This window comes from Nocardioides sp. Leaf374 (assembly GCF_916862475.1).
Classification (GTDB): Bacteria; Actinomycetota; Actinomycetes; order Propionibacteriales; family Nocardioidaceae; genus Nocardioides; species Nocardioides kribbensis.
This window is the reverse complement of sequence record NZ_CAKASO010000002.1, coordinates 19,149-37,980: the sequence shown is the minus strand read 5'-3', so window position 1 is coordinate 37,980 and position 18,832 is coordinate 19,149. Positions and strand designations below refer to the sequence as shown.

The 18,832-nt window shown below is 76.0% G+C and carries 19 protein-coding genes and 1 tRNA gene; 7 read left to right on the top strand and 13 right to left on the bottom strand.

The features are described from left to right. Positions 1 to 21: 21 nt before the first annotated feature. Positions 22 to 423, bottom strand: a complete 402-nt coding sequence (locus LPA27_RS01255) for a PGPGW domain-containing protein (RefSeq protein WP_228941217.1) — start codon at positions 421 to 423, stop codon at positions 22 to 24. A 194-nt stretch (positions 424 to 617) separates the two neighbouring features. Further along, a complete protein-coding gene (locus tag LPA27_RS01250) occupies positions 618 to 1,571 on the bottom strand; it encodes an alpha/beta hydrolase (RefSeq protein WP_228941216.1) in 954 nt (317 codons plus the stop codon). Positions 1,572 to 1,689: 118 nt separating this feature from the next. On the opposite strand from LPA27_RS01250, the gene LPA27_RS01245 reads away from it, so the two are divergent. After that, positions 1,690 to 1,779: transfer RNA gene (locus LPA27_RS01245), tRNA-Ser, on the top strand. 284 nt (positions 1,780 to 2,063) lie between these two features. Further along, positions 2,064 to 2,846, top strand: coding sequence for a hypothetical protein (locus LPA27_RS01240; RefSeq protein ID WP_228941215.1), 783 nt, complete (start codon positions 2,064 to 2,066; stop codon positions 2,844 to 2,846). Positions 2,847 to 3,077: 231 nt separating this feature from the next. Here the strand turns inward: LPA27_RS01240 and LPA27_RS01235 are convergent, their stop codons facing one another. From LPA27_RS01235 to LPA27_RS01225, 3 genes are all read right to left on the bottom strand, one after another. Next, positions 3,078 to 4,658 carry a hypothetical protein gene (locus LPA27_RS01235; protein ID WP_228941214.1) on the bottom strand — a complete coding sequence of 527 codons (1,581 nt, stop codon included), beginning with the start codon at positions 4,656 to 4,658 and terminating at the stop codon, positions 3,078 to 3,080. A gap of 186 nt (positions 4,659 to 4,844) precedes the next feature. Further along, positions 4,845 to 5,123 (bottom strand): hypothetical protein, encoded by a 279-nt coding sequence (locus LPA27_RS01230; RefSeq protein WP_228941213.1) that lies wholly within the window; start codon positions 5,121 to 5,123, stop codon positions 4,845 to 4,847. Next, positions 5,090 to 5,740 (bottom strand): hypothetical protein, encoded by a 651-nt coding sequence (locus tag LPA27_RS01225; RefSeq protein WP_228941212.1) that lies wholly within the window; start codon positions 5,738 to 5,740, stop codon positions 5,090 to 5,092. The genes LPA27_RS01230 and LPA27_RS01225 overlap by 34 nt, the downstream gene beginning before the upstream one ends. 489 nt (positions 5,741 to 6,229) lie before the next feature. Here LPA27_RS01225 and chrA point away from each other — a divergent pair, with 489 nt between their 5' ends. The 3 genes from chrA to LPA27_RS01210 all read left to right on the top strand — a co-directional run bounded on the left by chrA (position 6,230) and on the right by LPA27_RS01210 (position 9,281). Then, the gene (gene chrA / locus LPA27_RS01220; RefSeq protein ID WP_228941211.1) at positions 6,230 to 7,591 is read left to right on the top strand and encodes a chromate efflux transporter; all 1,362 of its coding nucleotides are present in this window, start codon (positions 6,230 to 6,232) and stop codon (positions 7,589 to 7,591) included. 62 nt (positions 7,592 to 7,653) lie between these two features. Further along, positions 7,654 to 8,187 carry a gamma carbonic anhydrase family protein gene (locus tag LPA27_RS01215; RefSeq protein ID WP_228941210.1) on the top strand — a complete coding sequence of 178 codons (534 nt, stop codon included), beginning with the start codon at positions 7,654 to 7,656 and terminating at the stop codon, positions 8,185 to 8,187. A gap of 323 nt (positions 8,188 to 8,510) precedes the next feature. Then, entirely contained in the window at positions 8,511 to 9,281 is a 771-nt protein-coding gene (locus tag LPA27_RS01210; RefSeq protein WP_228941209.1) for a crotonase/enoyl-CoA hydratase family protein, read from the top strand. 88 nt (positions 9,282 to 9,369) lie between these two features. Here the strand turns inward: LPA27_RS01210 and LPA27_RS01205 are convergent, their stop codons facing one another. Next, a complete protein-coding gene (locus LPA27_RS01205) occupies positions 9,370 to 9,564 on the bottom strand; it encodes a hypothetical protein (protein ID WP_228941208.1) in 195 nt (64 codons plus the stop codon). A 125-nt stretch (positions 9,565 to 9,689) separates the two neighbouring features. Then, positions 9,690 to 10,091: a hypothetical protein gene (locus tag LPA27_RS01200; protein WP_228941207.1), complete on the bottom strand. Its 402-nt coding sequence runs from the start codon at positions 10,089 to 10,091 to the stop codon at positions 9,690 to 9,692. Positions 10,092 to 10,316: 225 nt separating this feature from the next. Here LPA27_RS01200 and LPA27_RS01195 point away from each other — a divergent pair, with 225 nt between their 5' ends. Both LPA27_RS01195 and LPA27_RS01190 read left to right on the top strand, forming a co-directional pair. Beyond that, the gene (locus LPA27_RS01195; protein WP_056903191.1) at positions 10,317 to 11,198 is read left to right on the top strand and encodes an AAA family ATPase; all 882 of its coding nucleotides are present in this window, start codon (positions 10,317 to 10,319) and stop codon (positions 11,196 to 11,198) included. Next, the gene (locus tag LPA27_RS01190; RefSeq protein ID WP_056863140.1) at positions 11,195 to 12,652 is read left to right on the top strand and encodes a VWA domain-containing protein; all 1,458 of its coding nucleotides are present in this window, start codon (positions 11,195 to 11,197) and stop codon (positions 12,650 to 12,652) included. The genes LPA27_RS01195 and LPA27_RS01190 overlap by 4 nt, the downstream gene beginning before the upstream one ends. A gap of 11 nt (positions 12,653 to 12,663) precedes the next feature. Here LPA27_RS01190 and LPA27_RS01185 read toward each other — a convergent pair whose 3' ends face one another. The 6 genes from LPA27_RS01185 to LPA27_RS01160 all read right to left on the bottom strand — a co-directional run bounded on the left by LPA27_RS01185 (position 12,664) and on the right by LPA27_RS01160 (position 18,812). After that, entirely contained in the window at positions 12,664 to 14,184 is a 1,521-nt protein-coding gene (locus LPA27_RS01185; protein WP_228941206.1) for a hypothetical protein, read from the bottom strand. Next, the gene (locus LPA27_RS01180; RefSeq protein ID WP_228941205.1) at positions 14,181 to 15,146 is read right to left on the bottom strand and encodes a hypothetical protein; all 966 of its coding nucleotides are present in this window, start codon (positions 15,144 to 15,146) and stop codon (positions 14,181 to 14,183) included. The genes LPA27_RS01185 and LPA27_RS01180 overlap by 4 nt, the downstream gene beginning before the upstream one ends. Positions 15,147 to 15,230: 84 nt before the next feature. Further along, positions 15,231 to 15,683, bottom strand: coding sequence for a hypothetical protein (locus tag LPA27_RS01175; protein WP_228941204.1), 453 nt, complete (start codon positions 15,681 to 15,683; stop codon positions 15,231 to 15,233). Between the two features lie 113 nt (positions 15,684 to 15,796). Then, on the bottom strand, positions 15,797 to 17,359 hold the full coding sequence (locus LPA27_RS01170; protein WP_228941203.1) for a hypothetical protein: 1,563 nt from the start codon (positions 17,357 to 17,359) through the stop codon (positions 15,797 to 15,799). Next, the gene (locus tag LPA27_RS01165) at positions 17,356 to 18,348 is read right to left on the bottom strand and encodes a hypothetical protein (RefSeq protein WP_228941202.1); all 993 of its coding nucleotides are present in this window, start codon (positions 18,346 to 18,348) and stop codon (positions 17,356 to 17,358) included. The genes LPA27_RS01170 and LPA27_RS01165 overlap by 4 nt, the downstream gene beginning before the upstream one ends. Further along, the gene (locus tag LPA27_RS01160) at positions 18,348 to 18,812 is read right to left on the bottom strand and encodes a WXG100 family type VII secretion target (RefSeq protein WP_228941201.1); all 465 of its coding nucleotides are present in this window, start codon (positions 18,810 to 18,812) and stop codon (positions 18,348 to 18,350) included. The genes LPA27_RS01165 and LPA27_RS01160 overlap by 1 nt, the downstream gene beginning before the upstream one ends. Between the last annotated feature and the right edge of the window lie 20 nt (positions 18,813 to 18,832).

Below are 18,832 nucleotides of genomic sequence, written 5' to 3'. Positions count from 1 at the left end.
CCGGCGAAACCCGCGCCCGCCTCAGAGCAGCGCCAGCGAGCCGAGCAGGGCGGTGACCGCGGTGGTGGCGAGGAAGCCGACGACGAGCACACCGGCGATGGCGGCGACGCCGAGTAGCCGGCGCGGGCCCGAGGCGCCGGCGGGCAGGGTGGCCTGCTTGGCCCGCGCGAGGGCGCGACCGAGCAGGGCGAGCGCGTGGCGCGCCCAGGGGTACTCCACCGCGAGCAGCGCCAGGCCCAGCGCGATGACCACGAGCCCGGGGCCGGGCAGCACCAGCATGGCGACCCCGGTGAGCACCACGAGCGGCCCGGCGACGGTCACCGCCGCCTTGACGGCCAGCGAGCGGGCCAGGCTGCGCGCCGACCACGCCTCCATGCGGGCGAGGAGGGCGTCGGCGCGCGGGGCGAGGGTCAGGTCGGTCACAGGTGGCTCCGGGGTGCTCCGGGGGTACGGCGGCGGGCGGCCAGTCTCACCGGTCCGCCTGAGTGGCGTCTGAGGAACGCCGCGCCTCGCGCCCGACCCCCACCCCGACCGACCGGCCCTGCCCGGCCAAGCCCGACCCCGACCCCGACCCCGACCCCAATCGGGTCAGCCCGACCGCCCCGCCCCGGGCAGGGTCAGCCCGTGATCGCGGCGGCCACCCGCCGCGCGGCGGACGGGTCGAAGAGGATCGTGTAGTGGTTGGACCCCGCGAGGGTCTCGACCCCCAGCGCCGGCACCTCGGCGTCGTAGGCCGCGACCGCCTCGGCCGGCAGCAGCCCGGGCGCCTCCCCGAACATCCCCAGCGGCGCGACGAGCAGCGTCGTCGGCGTGCGCAGGCCGCGCAGGGCGGCGTCGAGCCGCTCGCCCAGCACCAGCAGGTCGCGCCCGTCGGCGCGCACGGCGTCCTCGACCGCACGCGAGCGCACCCCGGCGTCGGTGGTCAGCGCGTCGTAGCGGGCGTAGGTCTCGACGTCGTCGTTCCAGTGCGGGGCCAGCGCGGGGTGGGCGCGGAAGACGTCGACGTAGGCGTCGTCGTCGGGGAAGGTCTGGCTCAACCGGGCCAGGGCGGGGCCGAGGGTGGCCTCGAGCACGACGTCGGGGTCGGCGCCGGCCGGCACGGGCAGCGGCACGGCCCCGTCGACCAGCACCACGCGCGCGAAGGCGTCGGGGGAGTCGGCGGCCAGGAGCAGGCCGACGTAGGCGCCCATCGAGTGGCCCAGCAGCACCAGGTCGCCCGAGCCCTCCGGGTCCAGGCTCCGTACGACGGCCCAGAGGTCGGCGACGTGGCGGTCGAGACCGGTCGGGCCGGGCAGGTCGCGGGAGGCGCCCCGACCGCGCAGGTCGACGGCCACGAGGGCCCAGTCGTCGGACAGCGACCGCGCGACCGCTGGCCACGCCCGCGAGCTGGCCGTGATGCCGTGCACGGCCAGCACCGTGCGCGCGGGGGGTGCGCCCGGGGCTCCGTACCGGAAGGTGGCGAGGGCGCCGCCCTCGACTTCGACGTCGTGGCGGTCGGGCTCGTGGTCGGGCCCGTGGCCGGTGCCAGTGTTGGCGTCGTGGCGGGGGCCGGTCTCGCTGCTCGGGGTCACGGCCCGATCATGCCGCGCGGACCCGAGCCGGGGTCGTCCCGACCGCCGTGGCGGCGGGCCCCGGGACGACGTCCGGCCGGATTCGCCCTGACCCACCCCCTCCGGTACATTCTCCCGCGGTGGCGTGTCCGAGCGGCCGAAGGTGCATCACTCGAAATGATGTGTGGGGTTAAACCCACCGTGGGTTCAAATCCCACCGCCACCGCCAATGGGTTTCGCAAGTCGTGACCCGAGAACGACGAAGCCCCGTGCGGACTGGATCTGCGTGGGGCTTTGTCGTCTCCGGTCGCCCCGCTGAGTCAAGCGGTACGCGCCTTCGACAGTCCCACTTTGTTGCCGAGAGCTTGTCGGCTGATTGTCCTGTCGTAGTGAGCCGCGAGGACGAAGTTCCCAAGCGGAGCCTGCGGGTGGTGTTCCCTACGCCGTCACTCGTGCCGTAAGCCGCGTCGCGACGTTTTAACTGGCTCTCTGCGACGCTGCAGGTTCGACCTGATGTCGTCGACCGATCCGGCGAGGCAGCGATGCGGGGTGCTCGAAAGTGTCAGCCCTCTCGGACATGATGCGTTTCAGCACCCACCCTGGAACTCGACAGAACGGCCTTTCATGAATCGCATAGCTCTCGTAATTTCCGCCGCGGCCCTGGCTCTCGCCGCAGGTTGCGGCGGCGCGCCTGCTATCGATGACCCGATATCCCCTGAGTCAGATGCATCGTCAGAGTCCGTCAGTGCCTCACCTTCTGCGACCGGTTCGCCGGAGCCGGCGTACAACGTACTGTCGGAAAGCGCCCTCACAGCGGCGCTCTTGACCATTCAGGATCTCCCTGTCGGCTACAGCCAAGACCCGCCCAGTGAGCCGGGGAACAAGACCTTCTGCGACTACCAGGCCCCGGAGGAGGACGCCTTCGTCTTTCATGAGTTCACCAAGGGTGGCGGCGTGTCCGGGCAGATCCTGCGCACGGGTCTTCGTCAGTACGAGACCCCTGATCGGGCCCGCGCAGCGTTCGAGGCCCTCACTACAGCGCTCGACGCCTGCGAATCCGAGACGTTCCAGGGAACCCGACTGGTGTACGCCGCCATGTCAGCGCCCAGGGTCGGTGAAGATTCGGTCGGGGTTCGCATTGATGCCGAGGGCACTGTCCTGTTGCAGAACTACGCCCTTGTCGGCCCCACCATTGTCGTTACGGCTGGCGGTGGTCTTCTGTCATCTGACGCCGACGTGATAGCCGGACTCTTCGAAACCCAAGTGAAGGACTACCAGGCCGCAGCCACCGAGTAGGAACCCACAAGAATGAGTACCTGCTTCAGGGCAGCAAGCCCCGCAAACCCGGAGTCAGGTTCAGAATGACCACTGTGGGTTTGCTGCGGACTGGGCCACCCAAAATCCAGGGAAGGCACAAGCCGCCCTTTCCCCTGGGGTCGCGTGGCGTAGCCGCCATCCTGGGGTCGGCCCAAACCCTGCGACGGCGTCTGCGGCTGGTCGCGGGCGGCAGACCCGCCGGGCAGGGCGTCAGCAGCGTGCGGCGACGGCCCGGCGCGGCAGGCGGTCGCGGCTGAGGGTCTCCTCACCGGTGGTGATCGGGAAGCCGCGCTGCCAGTCGGAGATCAGCCCGGTGTGGTCCATCTCCTGCGCGCCGTCGCCGACCAGCGAGAGGCGCAGGGTGAGCGGCACGCCCGGCACGACCTCCTCGCCGGTCACCGTCCCGACAGGGACGCCGTTGACGAACCAGGTGACGTGGTCGCGGCCGACCTCGACCGCGACGGCGTAGGCGAAGCGCGTCGGGGTGTCGGGGCCGGTGACCCGGCCCGACCAGCGGTGCTGCGCCGACTGGGCGCCGAAGCGCACGACCCGGGAGTGGGGCGAGATCCGCGCCAGCCTGATCGTGCCCGCTCCGCAGTCCTGGTCGCCCACCGCGGCGGGCACCAGCTCGGCGAGCACGTCGTAGGGGTGGCCGGTGCGCTCCGCGGCGTCGCGCACGCGCATCCGCGCCTCCCAGCGGCCGTAGGTCATGGCGTTGCCACGCAGGGTCGCGCGGGTGGTGCCGAAGTCGCCCGGGCCGGCCGCGGCGAGGCGCTTGCTGTCGATGGCCAGGCCGCCGTTGACCTTGCTCACCCGGCCCGCCCCGTCGGAGTGGTCGACCCACCCGCCGGCCAGGCGGGTGCCGCGCGCGGGCAGGCTGGTCAGCGACTGGCCGAACTCCCAGGCGAAGTCGAAGAGCGCGGGGAACCACCGCAGGCGCTGGCCCGCCGTCGCCCCCGGCGCGGCCTGCAGGGCCCGGCCGGCCGTGGCGGTCCGGGTCGCCGGGGCCGCAGCGGCTCCGACGTACGACGGGCGGGGCGAGGTCGTCGTCGGGTGGTCGCGGTCCCAGGCCTGCTGGGCCTGCTCGCCGACGAGCACGTAGAGGGGGAAGGACTGGGTCCAGCCGATCCGGTGGCCGCCGGTGAGGTGGTCCTCGGCGCGGACCCGGTAGACGGCGACGCCCGCGTCGGCCTCCAGGTCGGGGAAGCGCGTGGCGCCGTCGGCGGGCACGGTCGTGGTGGCCAGGGTGTCCCAGGTGTCCCCGTCGACGCGGCGCTGGAGGGTGAGGGTGCGGCCCTCGAAGACCGGCAGGCCGCGGGAGGTGGGCCCGCGCAGCTCGTCGGGGGTGGTGTCGACGGCGATCGCGAACGGGCGACCGGCCTCGACCCGGCCGGGCGGGTTGGCCGCGTCGGCGCGTGTGCCGGCGACGCGGATGGTGAGGTCCTGGGTCTTGGCGAGGAACGTCAGCGGGGCGGAGACCGCGGAGCCGCCCCTGACCCGGTAGTGGATGTTCATCATGCTCGGCGCCTCGTGCACGAAGGAGAAGCTTCCGTCGAGGGCGCTCGTGCCGACCACGCCGGGCTCGGTGACCCACGCGTCGCCGGGTCGACCCATGTGGTGCTCCAGCACCAGCGCCCGCGCACCGGCGACCCCGAGGCTGCCGGTCCAGGTCACGGCCTGGCCACCGACGTAGCTGGTCGGTGACACCGCCAGCGCGGACGGCGCGGGAGGCAGCGACGCCGTCGCGGTGCCGGTGGCTGCGCTCAGGGCACCCGTCAGGAGGCTCAGCACGCCGAGGAGCACGGCGACCAGCGCCCGTCGGCGTCGAGGGCGCGGGTCCGCGGGGACGGCGCCGCGGGGGGCGGGGCGGGTCAGGGGGTGGGCGCGAGGGCCTCGGGGGGAGCCGGTCACGGTCTGGTCCATCGGCCCGTGGGGGCCCGACCTGACCCGACCGCGCCGGCTTTCCGCCGCGTCGGGTCAGAGGCCGGGAGTCGGGATCAGCCGCGTCGCGCGCTCGCAGGTGCGGTCCTCGGCCGGGCCGGCGACGGTGCACCGCACCACCGCCGTCCTGCGGACCCCGTAGACCGTGATCAACGCGGTGCGGTCGTCCTCCCAGACGAGCGGACCGAACGTGCCCCGCGTGCCGTAGCCCCCGAGCAGCCGGCCCGCGGCCCCGCGCACGGCGACCTCGCTCAGCGGGCCGTCGAGCAGCAGCGGCACGGTCAGCAGGCGACCGGCTCCGGGGGAGGCGGCCACCTCGATGTCGTCGCAGAAGCGCACAGGGTGCGGGCCGGGTCGCTGAGGGGGGTGATCCGGCTGCAGCCGCCGTCGTAGGGGTCGCCGGAGAAGGTCGAGAGCCGGTCGGCGGCCAGGTCGGCGCGGTAGCCCTGGCGGCTCACGATCCGGGTGGTCTCGTCGGTGGCGGTGTCCCAGGAGACGGTGCGGCGCGGCGCCGTGCCGCCGAGCACGGCCACGCCGTCGGCGGCGTCGAGCACGTCGACGAAGCCGGGGAAGCCGCGGCGGGCGGTGACCTCGCCGGTGGTGGTGTCGAGCACCCGCACCACGGTGCGGTCGCGCCCGCGGGTGACGACGTCGAAGAGGTGGCTGCCGTCGCTCGAGAGCTCGTTGAGGCCGATGTTGCTCTCGCGCAGCACCCGGGTGGACCCGTCGGGGGAGACCCGCTCGATCACGCCGCCGCTGGCGTCGTAGGCCACCACGACGTAGTCGTCGCCGGCGGGGCCGAGCAGGTCGATCTCGTCGGCGTCGACCGGCACCTCCAGGGAGCCGTCGACGATGGAGGTGCCGAGCACCCGGGGCACCCGGGGGCCCGCTCCGCGCTCGAGCTGCCCGGGGTTGAGCACGGTCTTGGGCACGGCGCGGTCCGTCGCCGTCGACACCGTGGAGGTCGGCGCCCCGCCGCCGGCGGGTGGCAGCGCCGTCGCCGTGACGGGCGCCAGGACCGCCAGCCCTGCCAGCCCTGCCAGCCCTGCCAGCGCCGTGAGCCCGGTGGCTCGCACGACCCCGGGGCTGCGCCGGGCAGGGACGTGTGCTGGGACGTGTGCTGGGGCGGGTGCGAGGACGGGTACGGGGGCGGGTGTGCGAGGGGTCGGGTGGAGGTGGGCGGTCATCGGGGGTCCTTCGCGGGAGGGTGGCGCGACGGGCCGGCGGTCGGCCGTCCCCTTGTCGACGCGCCCCGCGTCGGTTTCGTTGTGGGCCGCCGACGGTCCTTCCCGACGACCCTCATGCCGCCGGCGGCGGGCAGGGTGGTGGTCGGAGCACCCGCCCGCCCCGCAAACCCCACTTGATCACTAGACTTCGACGGGCCGCACGACCGCCCGCCCGCACCGACCCCGAGGACGCCGATGAGCCAGCGCGACGCACGCTCCGCCGACGTGGTGCCGCTGCGGGAGGCCACGCGCGCATGGTTCCTCATCTCGCTGCAGACCTTCGGCGGACCGGCCGGCCAGATCGCGGTCATGCAGCGCACGCTGGTGGAGGAGCGCCGCTGGATCGGCCAGCAGCGGTTCCTCTTCGCGCTGTCCTACTGCACCCTGCTGCCCGGCCCCGAGGCCCAGCAGCTCGCCACCTACGTCGGCTGGCTGCTCAACGGCGTGCGTGGGGCCCTGGTCGCCGGCATCCTCTTCGTGCTCCCCGGCGTGGTCACGCTGCTGGCCCTGTCGGCGCTCTACGTCGGCTACGGCGAGACCACCCTGCTCGAGGGCCTCTTCCTCGGCCTGGCCGGGGCGGTGGTCGCCATCGTCGTGCAGGCCGTCACCCGCCTCTCGCGCAAGGCGCTGCGCCACCCGGCCCTGGTGGGCCTGGCGCTGGCGTCGTTCGTGGCGCTGAGCGTCTTCGGAGTGCCCTTCCCCGTGGTCGTGCTCGCCGCCGGCGTGCTCGGCTGGGCCCTCGGCACCCGGCTGCCCGGGCTGGGCGCCGCCCCGCCGCCGCACGCCGACGACGGCCCCGCCCCGCTGATCGGCGACGAGGCGCTCCACACCGAGCGCCCCTCCACCGCCCGCTCGCTGCGCGTGCTCGGCCTCGGTCTGCTGCTGTGGGCCGCCCCCGTCGCCGTGGCGGCGGTGCTGGCCGGGCGCGACAGCGTCTTCGTCGACCAGGGGCTCTTCTTCGGTGGCACGGCCGTCATCACCTTCGGCGGGGCCTACGCCGTGCTGGCCTTCGTGGCCCAGCAGGCGGTCAACGTCTACGGCTGGCTGGCCCCCGGCGAGATGGTGCGCGGGCTGGCGCTGGCCGAGACCACGCCGGGGCCGCTGGTGATGGTGGTGCAGTTCGTCGCGTTCGTGGGCGCCTACCGCGATCCCGGCACGCTCGACCCCTGGCTCGCGGCGGTGCTGGCGGCGCTGCTGACCACGTGGGTGACCTTCGTGCCCTGCTTCGTCTTCATCCTGCTCGGCGCGCCGTACGTCGAGCGGCTGCGCGGCAACCGCGCCCTGCGCACCGCCCTCACCGGGATCACCGCCGCGGTGGTCGGGGTGATCGCGAGCCTGGCGGTCTACTTCGCGGTGCACACCCTCTTCACCGACACGGTGCGCGTGGACCGCGGGCCGCTCGCCCTCGAGCTGCCCGTGCCGGCCTCGCTCGATCCCGCCGCCCTCGCGGTCACCGCCCTCGGGCTGCTGCTGGTGCTCGGCCGGGGCTGGCCCGTGCTGCGGACCCTCGGGGTCTGCGCGGTCGCGGGCGTGGTCGTGCACCTGCTCGCCGGCTGAGCCGTGGGGCGGGGGGCGCGCCCGCCGCGCGCGGCGGGCCCGGGAGAGTGTGGAATGGCTCCATGCCGCTCTACGAGTTCGAGGGCAAGCGCCCCACCGTGCACCCCGACGCCTTCGTCGCCCCCACCGCCACCCTCATCGGCGACGTGACCGTGGAGGCCGGCGCGAGCATCTGGTACGGCGCGGTCCTGCGCGCCGACATCTGCACGATCGTGGTGCGCGAGGGCACCAACGTGCAGGACGGCTCGGTGCTCCACGCCGCGCCCGGCGAGACGCTCACGGTCGGCCCGAACGCCTCGATCGGCCACTCCTGCGTGGTCCACTGCGCGGAGGTCGGCGAGCAGGCGCTCATCGGCAACGGCAGCACCCTGCTCGACGGCGCCCGCGTCGGCGCCCGCACCCTGGTCGGCGCCGGCTCGGTGGTCACCCCCGGCGCGGTCATCGAGGGCGGCGTCGTGGCCACCGGCGTCCCCGCCCGCGCGGTCAAGCCCGTCGCCGGCAGCAGCTCCGAGCCGTGGATCGAGTCCGACGCCCGCTACTACCAGGACCTCGCCCGCCGCCACGCCGCCGGCGCCGGCCCGCTGGGCGATGACTGAGCGGGCCGGTCCGTCGCGGGCGTCATACGAGGGGTGGATGCGCATCCACGGTGCGCATGACGTCCTGCGGCGGGCGCGGCGGGGTGGCGGTGACGTCATGCGAGGGGTGGATGCGCATCCACGGTGCGTATGACGTCCCGCGGCGGGCGCGGCGGTGACGTCATACGAGGGGTGGATGCGCATCCACGGTGTGCATGACGTCCGGGGGCGGGCGGTGCGGGGGTCGCGGCGGGGTGGCGGGGATGTCATACGAGAGGTGGATGCGCATCCACGGTGCGCATGACGTCCGGGGGCGGGCGGTGCGGGGGTCCTACGCTGCCGGCATGAGCGCTCCCGCCGTACGCGTCGAGACCGAGGGGCCGGTCACCACCGTGGTGCTCCACCGCCCGCACGCCCGCAACGCCGTCGACGGTCCCACGGCCGCCGCGCTGGCCGCGGCCTTCCGGGCCTTCGACGCCGACCAGACCCAGTCAGTGGCGGTGCTGTGGGGCGAGGGAGGCACGTTCTGCGCCGGAGCCGACCTCAAGGCGGTCGGCGGCGAGCACGGCAACCGGGTCGACCCCGTCGACGAGGACGCCCCGATGGGTCCCACCCGGATGCGGCTGGGCAAGCCGGTGGTCGCCGCGATCGAGGGGTACGCCGTCGCGGGCGGGCTCGAGCTGGCTGCGTGGTGCGACCTGAGGGTCGCCGCCGAGGACGCCGTGCTCGGCGTCTTCTGCCGGCGCTGGGGCGTGCCGCTGATCGACGGCGGCACCGTGCGGCTGCCCCGCCTGATCGGCGCCTCCCGGGCCCTCGACCTGGTGCTCACCGGCCGCCCGGTGGGCGCCGTCGAGGCCGAGCGCATCGGCCTGGTCAACCGCGTGGTCGCCCCGGGCGGGGCGCGCGCCGCGGCCGAGGCTCTCGCCCGCGAGCTCGCGGGTCTCCCCCAGGAGTGCCTGCGCCACGACCGGCTCTCGCTGCTGGAGCAGGACGGACTGCCCGAGGCCGAGGCCCTGGCCGTCGAGCTCGACCACGGCCGGGCCTCGCTCGCGGCGGGAGCGCTGGAGGGCGCCGCCCGCTTCGTGTCCGGGGCCGGGCGGCACGGCGCCTTCTGACCCCTCGACGGTGGGTCCTGGCAGCGCGCCGGGCCGGCGGGTCCTGGCGGCGGGTCCTGGCAGCGGGTCCCGGCAGCGGATCCCGGGGTCAGTCGCCGGGGCCGGGGACGGTGACGGCGGCCTGGCGCGGCCCGCCCGGACCGTCGCCGCCGGTGCCGGCCGACCCGACGCCCTGGCCGCTGCCGAGCGGCAGGCCGACCAGCAGGATCATCAGCAGCGTGAAGACCGTGGCCTTCACGGCTCGCACCGCGGTGACGGCGGCGGCGGGAGGACGGCGTCGCATGACGGTCCAACGAGCCTCGGGTCCGGGGGTGACGGCCCCGGCCGTGGATCCCCGTGGCCTGCGCCGGGCGGGCGGTCCGGCACGACGAACGGTCGCCACGAGGCGCCGCCGGTGAGCAGCGGGCCTCAGCGCGGGGCGGGCCCGAGGCACACGGCGACCAGCTCACCGGGGGCCTCACCCGTCCACGCGGCCCAGCCCCGGTCGAAGCCGGTCACCCGGACCACCCCGTCGCGCCCGCGCAGCAGCGCCTGCGCGGGGATGACGTCGGGCCCGAGACCCTGGGTGGAGCAGCGGTGGCGGGCCATCAGTGCGTCGACCCGGTCGGGCACGTCGGCGACGGGCTCGGCGCTCAGCCCCGGGGCCGACCCGGACGGCTCCGTCGTACGCGGGCCGAGCACGAGCGCCACCACGAGCGCGGCCAGGAGCACCACCACCGCGAGCCGGACCCCGACCAGCAGCCGGGCCACCAGCGGCGGCGGGGTCGACGGCGGGGGCGACGGCGGGGCGACGTCGGCGGAGGGGTGCATGGCGGGCTCCTGGGGGAGGGCCACCGGCGGCGGCGACCGCGGAGGTGGGTGACGGGGGGAGGGGGAGCTGCGGGTCCCGGAACCACGCCCACGGACCCCGCCGGGGCTCGTGGTCCCCTCTCAACGACCCGCGCGCACCGAGGTGACCCTCGCGACCGGCGAGGCACCGGCCGGTCCAGACCGGTCCCGCGCCCGGAAGCACCGCCGGTGGGACAGGATGGGGCCATGACCTCCTCCTGGTTCTCCTCCCCGGCGCAGGCCGTCGAGCGGCTCGCCGCGGCGGGCTACCTCGCCGACACCCCCACCGCGACGACCTCCTACCTCGCGGGGGCGCTGGAGAAGCCGCTGCTCGTCGAGGGCCCGGCGGGGGTGGGCAAGACCGAGCTGGCCAAGGCCGTCGCGCGGGCCTGCGACGCCGAGCTGGTGCGGCTGCAGTGCTATGAGGGCCTCGACGAGGCCCGCGCGCTCTACGAGTGGAACTACAAGAAGCAGCTGCTGCGCATCCAGGCCTCGCAGGGGGCCCAGGAGGGTGCGCAGGAGTGGAGCGCCACCCACGACGACATCTTCACCGACGAGTTCCTGCTGACCCGCCCGCTGCTCACCGCCATCCGGCGCGAGGAGCCCACGGTGCTGCTCATCGACGAGGTCGACAAGACCGACGTGGAGGTCGAGGGGCTGCTGCTCGAGGTGCTCTCGGACTTCCAGGTCACGATCCCCGAGCTCGGCACGGTGACCGCGGTGCGCCGGCCCTTCGTCGTGCTCACCTCCAACGCCAGCCGCGAGCTCTCCGAGGCGGTCAAGCGCCGCTGCCTCTACCTCCACCTCGACTACCCCGACGCGGAGCGGGAGCGTGAGATTGTCTCCTCGCAGGTGCCGGGGCTCGACGACCGCGTCGCCGAGCAGCTGGTGGCCATGGTCGGCCGGATGCGCGAGCTGGAGCTGAAGAAGGCGCCGTCGATCGCGGAGTCGGTCGACTGGGCGCGCACCCTCATCGCCCTCGAGATCCGCGACCTCGACGACAAGGCCGTCACCGACACCCTCGGGGTCGTGCTCAAGCACGCCTCCGACCACGACCGCGCGGTGCGCGAGCTGCGGCTGCGGGCGTGACCGCGGCCGGCACGAGCGGCCTCCTCGAGCGGCACATCGCCTTCCTCGAGGCGCTGCGCGCCGCCGGCCTCCCGGTCTCGCTCGCCGAGGACCTCGACGCCATCGCGGCGCTCACCGCGCTGAGCTGGGACGACCGCGCCCTCGTCCGTGAGGGGTACGCCGCGACGCTGGTCAAGCGTCGCGCCCAGCGACCCACCTTTGACGCCCTCTTCGACCTCTACTTCCCGCGCCTGGTCGGCGACGGCGGCCTCGGGCTCGACGGCACCCCCGGCGGCTCGACCGCCGACACCTCGCCCGACGGCGAGCCCGACGGGCCCGACGCTCCCGACGGCCCCGACGCCGCGGGGGAGGGCGTGCGCGACAACGCCGCGGCGCTCACCGACTTCCGCGAGCGCCTGCTCGACGCGCTGCTGGCCGGCGACGACGACGCCCTCGCGCGCATGGCCGCGGAGATGGTCGGCCGCTTCGGAGCGATGCCGGGCCGCGGCCCGGGACTGTCCTCGTGGTCGGCCTACACCGCGCTGCAGCGCGTGGCGCCCGGCGAGCTGGTCGACAAGATCGTGGCCGGGCTGGTCGCGGGCGGTCGCGGCGACGAGGAGGCCGACCGCGCGGCCGCCCAGCGCATCGGCGCCTTCACCCGCACCGTCGAGGCCGACGCGCGCCGCCGCATCGGCGAGGAGAAGGGGCCCGACCACGTCGCCTCGGTGGCGATGCGGCCCACCATCGACCGGCTCGACTTCCTCTCCATGCGTCGCGCCGACCTGGAGGAGATGCGGCGCGAGATCCACCCGCTCGCACGTCGCCTGGCCAGCCGGCTGACCCAGGAGCACCACTCGCGACGTCGCGGCCCACTGGACTTCCGGCGCACGGTGAGGGCGTCGATGTCGACCGGTGGCGTGCCCCTGACCACCCACCACAAGCCGCGCCGGCCCCACCGCACCGAGCTGGTCGTGCTGTGCGACGTGAGCGGGTCGGTGGCCCACTTCGCGCAGTTCACCCTGCTGCTGGTCTTCGCGCTGCGCGACCAGTTCCAGGCCGTGCGCGCCTTCACCTTCGTCGACGACGTGCACGAGGTGACGCCGTACTTCCGCCCTGGCGCCGACCTCGTCGACGTGATGGGCGACCTGGCGGCCAGCGCGGCCCACGCCGCCCGCTTCGGGCGCACCAACTACGGCCGCGCCCTCACCCGCTTCGCCGAGGAGCACCCCGACGCGCTGGGTCCGCGCTCGTCGCTGCTGGTGCTGGGCGACGCCCGCTCCAACTACGCCGACCTCCGCCTCGACGTGCTGCGCGAGCTGACCGCCGGCATCCGTCACTCCTGGTGGCTCAACCCCGAGCACCGGCGCCACTGGGACACCGGTGACTCCGCCGCGTCGCGCTACGGCGAGGTCGTGCCGATGGTGGAGTGCCGCAACCTGACCCAGCTCGGGGAGTTCGTCCACCAGGTGCTGTGAGGCGGCCCGGGTCAGCCGGCCAGGTAGCCCAGCCCCTGGATGCGCTGGATCTCCGCGCGCAGCTCCGGGTGGGTCGCGCTGTCGGCGGCCCGGGCACCGGCGAGGTAGACGCTGGTGCCGTCGGCGCGGGCCGAGGCCCCCTCGAAGACCACCGTGACGCGGTGCGGCAGACCGGCGTTGACCAGCGACCCGAGCAGCGCGACCGGGTCGGAGCGGTCCTCCAGCGACAGCACCCGTGTGGTCTCCGGCACGCGCGTCACCTGCGCGCCCGGCGCGCCGGCGGTCACGACCTGGTCGACCACGAAGTGCGGCGAGGCGACGGTGGCGGCGATCTCGGCGGCGGTCACACCGCCCTGCGCCGACCCGACGAGCATCACGCGCGCGCCCTCGTCGCCGGCCACGGCGCGCTCCACCGCGGCCACGACCTCGGCGTCGTAGGCGGTGTGGTCGCCCCCGACCAGCCGCAGCCGGCCCTCCCCGGCCTCGGGGCCGGGCAGGTAGGCGATGTAGCGCTGCGGGCCGACCCGCTGCACGGTGACGCTGCGCCGGCTCGCGGCCAGCGCGGTCAGCAGCTCCTCGATGCTGCGGGGTGCGCGCTGCACCGGGTCGTCCGCGCCGGGGACGCCGGGCCCGTCCGCGCCGCCGGCCTCCGGCGCGTCCGCGACGACGGGAGCCCCGCCGTCCACGAGGCCGCCGGCGACGTCGCGCAGGGCGGAGCCGAGGTCGGTGGGGAAGTCGGCGACCCCGGCGGCGCGCAGACCGCCGGCGGCCGCGACCCGCTGCGTGTCGCCCGCGAGCACGCCGACCGTGAGCATCGAGCGCATCTGCAGCCCGTCGAGCAGGCCGCCGCCGCCGCTGCTCACGTGGTCCATCAGCTCGGGGTTGTTCTCGGCCAGCTCGTTGAGGTAGGCCGCCACGCCGTCACGGTCGAGGGCGTCGGTCTCGATCAGCCCGGCCGACACGATCGCGCCACCCAGGGCCACGCCGGGGGCGAGGTAGCCGATGGCACGACCGGCGATGGAGCCGAGGGTCTCGTAGGCCGCCGACTGCAGCTCGTCGATCCACCGGTAGGTCAGCACCGTCGCCCGGAGCACGAGCGCGTCGGCGTCGAGCTCGATGGAGCGGGTCAGCAGGCCGTGCTTGCCGGCGGTGGCGGCGCGGATGTCGTCCTCGGCCCGCGCCCAGGTCGACCGGGAGAGGTCGGCGGAGTCGGCGACGTCGGGGTCGCGCAGGATCTCCACGCCGAGGCGGGCCCGCTCGCGCACGTGCTGGCCGGCCGCGTCGAACTCGTCGGCGAGCCGCATCATCTGGTCGTACTTGTCGGCGAGGTCGGCGTCCTCCACCGCCGAGCGCGGCGCGGGTGTCGCCGCTCCCGCGTCTCCCGCGTCTCCCGCGTCTCCCGCGGCCCCGTCGGGCCGCCGGCCGAGGAGCTCCCCGAGGAGATCGCCGCCGGGTCCGCTGCCGGGTCCGCTGCCGGGTCCGCTGCCGGGTCCGCTGGCGGGCGTGCCCTGGTCGGGCAGGTCCCCGGTCACCGGGTCACCTCGGCGAGCACGGGCGCCAGCTCGGCGGCGAGGTCGGGCGGCTCGACGCGGTGCACGCCCACCCGGTGCTCGTCGTCGACGTGGCGCGGACGCAGCGCGCGCCAGCCGTCGGCGAGCAGCACCCAGGAGACGACGCCGACCACGCTGGTGCTCGCGCCGGAGACGTCGGCGACCAGCGCCCGCAGGCGGCCCCGTGCCTCGGTGGTCAGGGCGCCGAGCGCGCCGACGGTGGCGGCGTCGTCGAGCGTCGTCTGCCGACCGGCCCAGCGCTCGTCGGCGCCGGTCCCGCTCATCGAGCGGGTGCGGCCGGTGTGCTGCGCGACCAGCACCGGCAGCAGGTCGCTGCGCCCCGAGCGCACCGCCTCGCCCGCGGCGTCGACCAGCGCGAAGGGTGCGTCGAGCACCGCCGGCACTTGCGAGGTGGTCAGCGCGAGGTCCTCGGGCGCCACGGCCACCCGGGCCAGCTCCATGGCCCACTGGGAGACCGGGAACCACGCCAGCTCGAAGACGATGCCGTCGGCCGTCGCCAGGGTGGCGACGGCGTCCCCGGCCTGGCGGTGCCAGGCCTTGCAGCGCAGGGGGCCGACCGCGAGGTCGACGTCGAGGGCGACGGCCGGCGTGGCGAGCAGGCCGACGGCTCCGAGAAGGCCGGAGTCGACCTCGCCGCCCGCCAGCAGGCCACGACGGCCCAACGAGGCCTCGGGGTCGTGCAGGGACGACAGCGCCGAGGCGTACGCCGCGTCCTCCGTCGTGCCGCGGCTCGAGCCGAGGCGACCGTCCAGCCCGCCCGGGCCCGCGGCGGGCGCGGGCGTCGGGGCGAACGGCAGCGGAGCGCCTCCGGCGGCCTCGGCCACCAGGTGCAGCTCGGCCAGGGTGAGGGCCACCCGTCGCGGCAGCGCGTCGAGCAGGTTGGCCGCCGGGGGCGGCGGGTTGCTCAGGTCGATGGTGGGCATCGGCGTCCTCTCGAGACGGTGTCGGGGGGTGGGCCGGACGGGGTCACGGGCTCACGCGGCCCGGGGGCCCGGGTGGGGGGAGGGTCACAGGCCCGGGAGCTCGACGCTCAGCCAGTCGCGGTGCCCCGCGGGTGGCCCGTCGAAGCCGGCGACCTGCTCGTCGGCCGGGTCGGCGAGACGTCGCACCCCGAGGGCGGCGTCGGCGTCGGCGTGGGCCTGCACCGCGGCGACGCGGGCGCGGGCGTCGGCGACCAGCGTCGCCGCGCGTCGCTCGCGCTCGCCGATGGTCTCCTGCAGGAGGCCGACCTCCTGGGCGTGCCGCTCCAGGGAGTCGGCGGCGGCGTCGTGGTCGGCGGCGGCGTCGCGCAGGTGCCCGGCGCGCTCCCTGACCCGCTCGCGCATCGCCTCGGCGGCCCGTCCGCTCCAGCCGACGGCCTCGGTGCGGGCGACCAGCCGGTCGGCCAGGGCGCGGATGTCGCCGCCCTGCTCGCGCAGCTGCAGCACCCGCCTGCGCATGACGTCGGTGTCGCCGTACATCGTGCCTCCCTCGCCTCTCCTCGTGCGCTCGCTTTCCCCGGGCCCGGGGCGGCGAAACCACGGCCCCGGCCCCGCGTCGGGGCCCGTGGTCGGCCCGTGGTCGGCCCGTGGTCTCAGCGCTCGGCGACCACCTGGAGCACCTGGCTGGAGGCGGTGGAGTGGCCGCCGGGGTCGAGGAAGCCGGCGGCGGTGAGGCTCTGGACCTGCTCCACGACGCCGGGGTGGGTCGAGGCGTCGAGCGCTGCGGCGCCGGCGACGTAGGCCGGCAGTCCGTGGTGGCCCACCACGCCCGCGCCGCCGGCGTCGAAGCCGACGGTGAGCTGCTCGGCGGTGTCGGGGTTGTCCTCGCCGTCGAGCAGGGGCACGACGTCGCCGTGGTTCTCCAGCGACACCACGTGGGCACCGGCCGGGAAGCCGTCGAGGTGGGCGGTGGGGGAGCCGGCGGTCACGACGTGGGTGACGTCGTAGGGGCTGCCCTGCGCGAGCAGGGCCGCGGCGGTCATGCCGCCCTGGGAGTGACCCACGAGCAGGACCGGCTCGTCGGGCTGCACCCCGGCCTGCTCGAGCGCGGCGACCACACCGTCCTGGTAGGCGTTGCCCTCCCCGGCGAGCAGGAGGTAGTTGGTCGCCATGTCGCGCACGTCGGAGTCCTGGGTCCACGGCAGCGTGCCGAGGTCGTCGGTGCCGGGCAGGTAGACGACGTGGCGCACCTGGCCGTCGGGCCCGTGGAGCGTCTGCACCTCCACGGCCCCCGGGGCCCCGCGCCCGTCGGGCCCCGACAGCGCGGCGACCTGCTGGAGGTGGGTCAGCAGCCCGGCGAGGGTGGCCGGGGCGACGGCGCCGAGGCCCACCGCGAGGTCGCCGCGCGGCACCGCGACACCGGTGCGGTCGTCGTAGAGCGCGGCGAGCAGGCCCGCGGCCGACTCGGTGTCGGGGGTCGACGACGGTAGCCCGAAGGGACCGCCCGGTGTCGCCGGCGTGAGCCCGTCCCAGAGGCCGTCGAGCAGCCCGCCGCCGCCGTTGGCGAGGTGCTGCACCAGCCCGGGGTGCTCGAGCAGCCACTGCTCGGTGAGCCGGCCGACCCCCGTCAGGCCCCGGTCGAGGTCGCGCCGCACCGACGGCGGCACCGCCGGCCGGAGCAGCGTCGGCCAGAGCAGGGCCGCCGCCCCGCCCACGACCACGGCGCCGGGCAGCCACAGCGGGGCCGAGGCGGTCAGCGTGAAGCCCACCGCCCGGCCGGCGAGCAGGTCCACGGCCTCGAAGGTGGCCCGCACCAGCTCGTCGCTCTCGCGCAGCCAGTGCAGAGTCACCCGCACCATCACGGCGTCGGTCTCCCAGGCCGCGGAGGCGGCCAGCGCCCCGTCCGGTCCGGCGCAGGCGGCCACCACGGCGGCCTCGGCCGCTGCGAACGTGCGCGGCGCCAGCGGCGCCGAGGCCAGCAGGTCGGCGTCGAGCAGGACCCGCGACCCCTCGCCCGCCCAGTCGCGCAGCCGGTCCCCGGAGGCGTCGTACGCCGAGGCCAGCGCGACCAGCTGCGGCCAGCTCGCCGCGAGGCCGGTCGCGCCGCCGGTGAGCGACGTCAGGGGCGGGAGGGCGCGGCCCGGTCCGTCGGTGACCGTGGGGGTGGCCGTGGGGGTGGCCGTGGGGGTGGCCCTGGGGTCGCCGGGGGCGCTCACGACGCGACCCCGGCGACGAGCCGGGCCACCTCGCGGCCCAGGGCGGAGGGCTCGACGTGGTGCACCCCGACCTGGGACACCCCTGAGTCCACGTGGGGACGCAGGGTGCGCCAGCCGTCGCTGAAGAGCAGCCAGCTCACCCAGCCGACCTTGCGACGGCCGTCGTCGCCCTGGCCGGAGACCACGGCGCGCAGGCGTCCGACCACCCCGGAGTGCAGCAGCTGCACCTGCTCACGGGCGTCGGCGCCCTCCGGCACGCGCATGTGCGGCAGGTGACGGCGCAGCAGCTCCTCGGTGAGCCGGGGGGCGTCGGTGCGGCGCGCCACGCCCACGCCGAGCATGAGCTCGTGGGGCAGGGTGAGGTCGCGCGCCGGCGGGGTGGGCGCCAGGGTGCTGCTGACCGCGGCGACGCGGGCCAGCTCCGCGGCCCACGAGCGGTCGTCGAACCAGCCGATCTCCACCTGCGCGCCCGCGGTCGCGACCGCGGTGACCCGCCCCGCGCGCCGGCGGTGCCAGGCGCGCAGCTGGACGTCGGTCGACCCACCCGGCCCGGCGCCGTCACCCGGGGCGGCGACCGGGGCGGCGCCCGTCGTCGGGCGGCGCACGACGAGGTCGAGGTCGACCGCGGTCTCGGGGCGGGCCAGCACGTCGAGGGCGCCGGGCAGCTCCGGGAAGAGCCGGCCCGAGGCGTCGACCAGGCCGAGCCCGCCGAGCTCCTCCCACGGGTCGGTCGTGTCGTCGGGGTCGTGGGGCGGCACGGGCGCCGGACGCATCGAGCCGTCGAGGGTCCGGTCGGGGCCGGTGCGGCGGGCGACCTGCCACGGCATCGGTGACTCCAGGCGCCGGCCCAGGGCCTCGGCCGCGCGCCGCGAGACCCGCACCCGGCGCGGGTCCTCGCTCTCCTGGCCGGCTCCGGCTGCGGCTGCGGGTCCGGCCTCGTGCTCGGCCCCGGCGCCGTCGAGACGACCGAGGTCGATCCGGGTCGTCATCAGGCCGCACTCCCGAGGCCGGGCAGCAGGCCCGGCAGCTCCAGGTCGAGCCAGTCGCGGTGGCCCGGGGGCGGTGGGGTGATCCGCTCGAGCCGGTCGGCCAGTCCTCCGGTCCAGTCGTCGAGCCGCCCGCCGAGCGGGTCCAGCCAGTCGTCGGCGCGCTCGCGCACCGCGTCGAGGAGCCCGGCGAGGCGGCGCTCGGCCGCGGCGATGAGCTCGCGCAGCCGGTCGACCTCGCGGGCGTGGCGCTCGAGGGCCTCGGCGGCGGCGTCGTGGAGGGCGGCCGTGCGCCGCAGGTCGCCCGCCCGCTGCCGGGCCCGTTCGCGCACGGCGTCGGCGGCGACGCCGGTCCAGGCGGTGGCCTCCGCCCGACCCACCAGCCGGTCGGCCTCGGCGCGGACGTCGCCCGCCACGTCGCGCATGCGGCGGGCGAGACCGAGGAGGGCCGAGGGGTCGCCGTACATCGTGGACCTCCGAGGGGGGT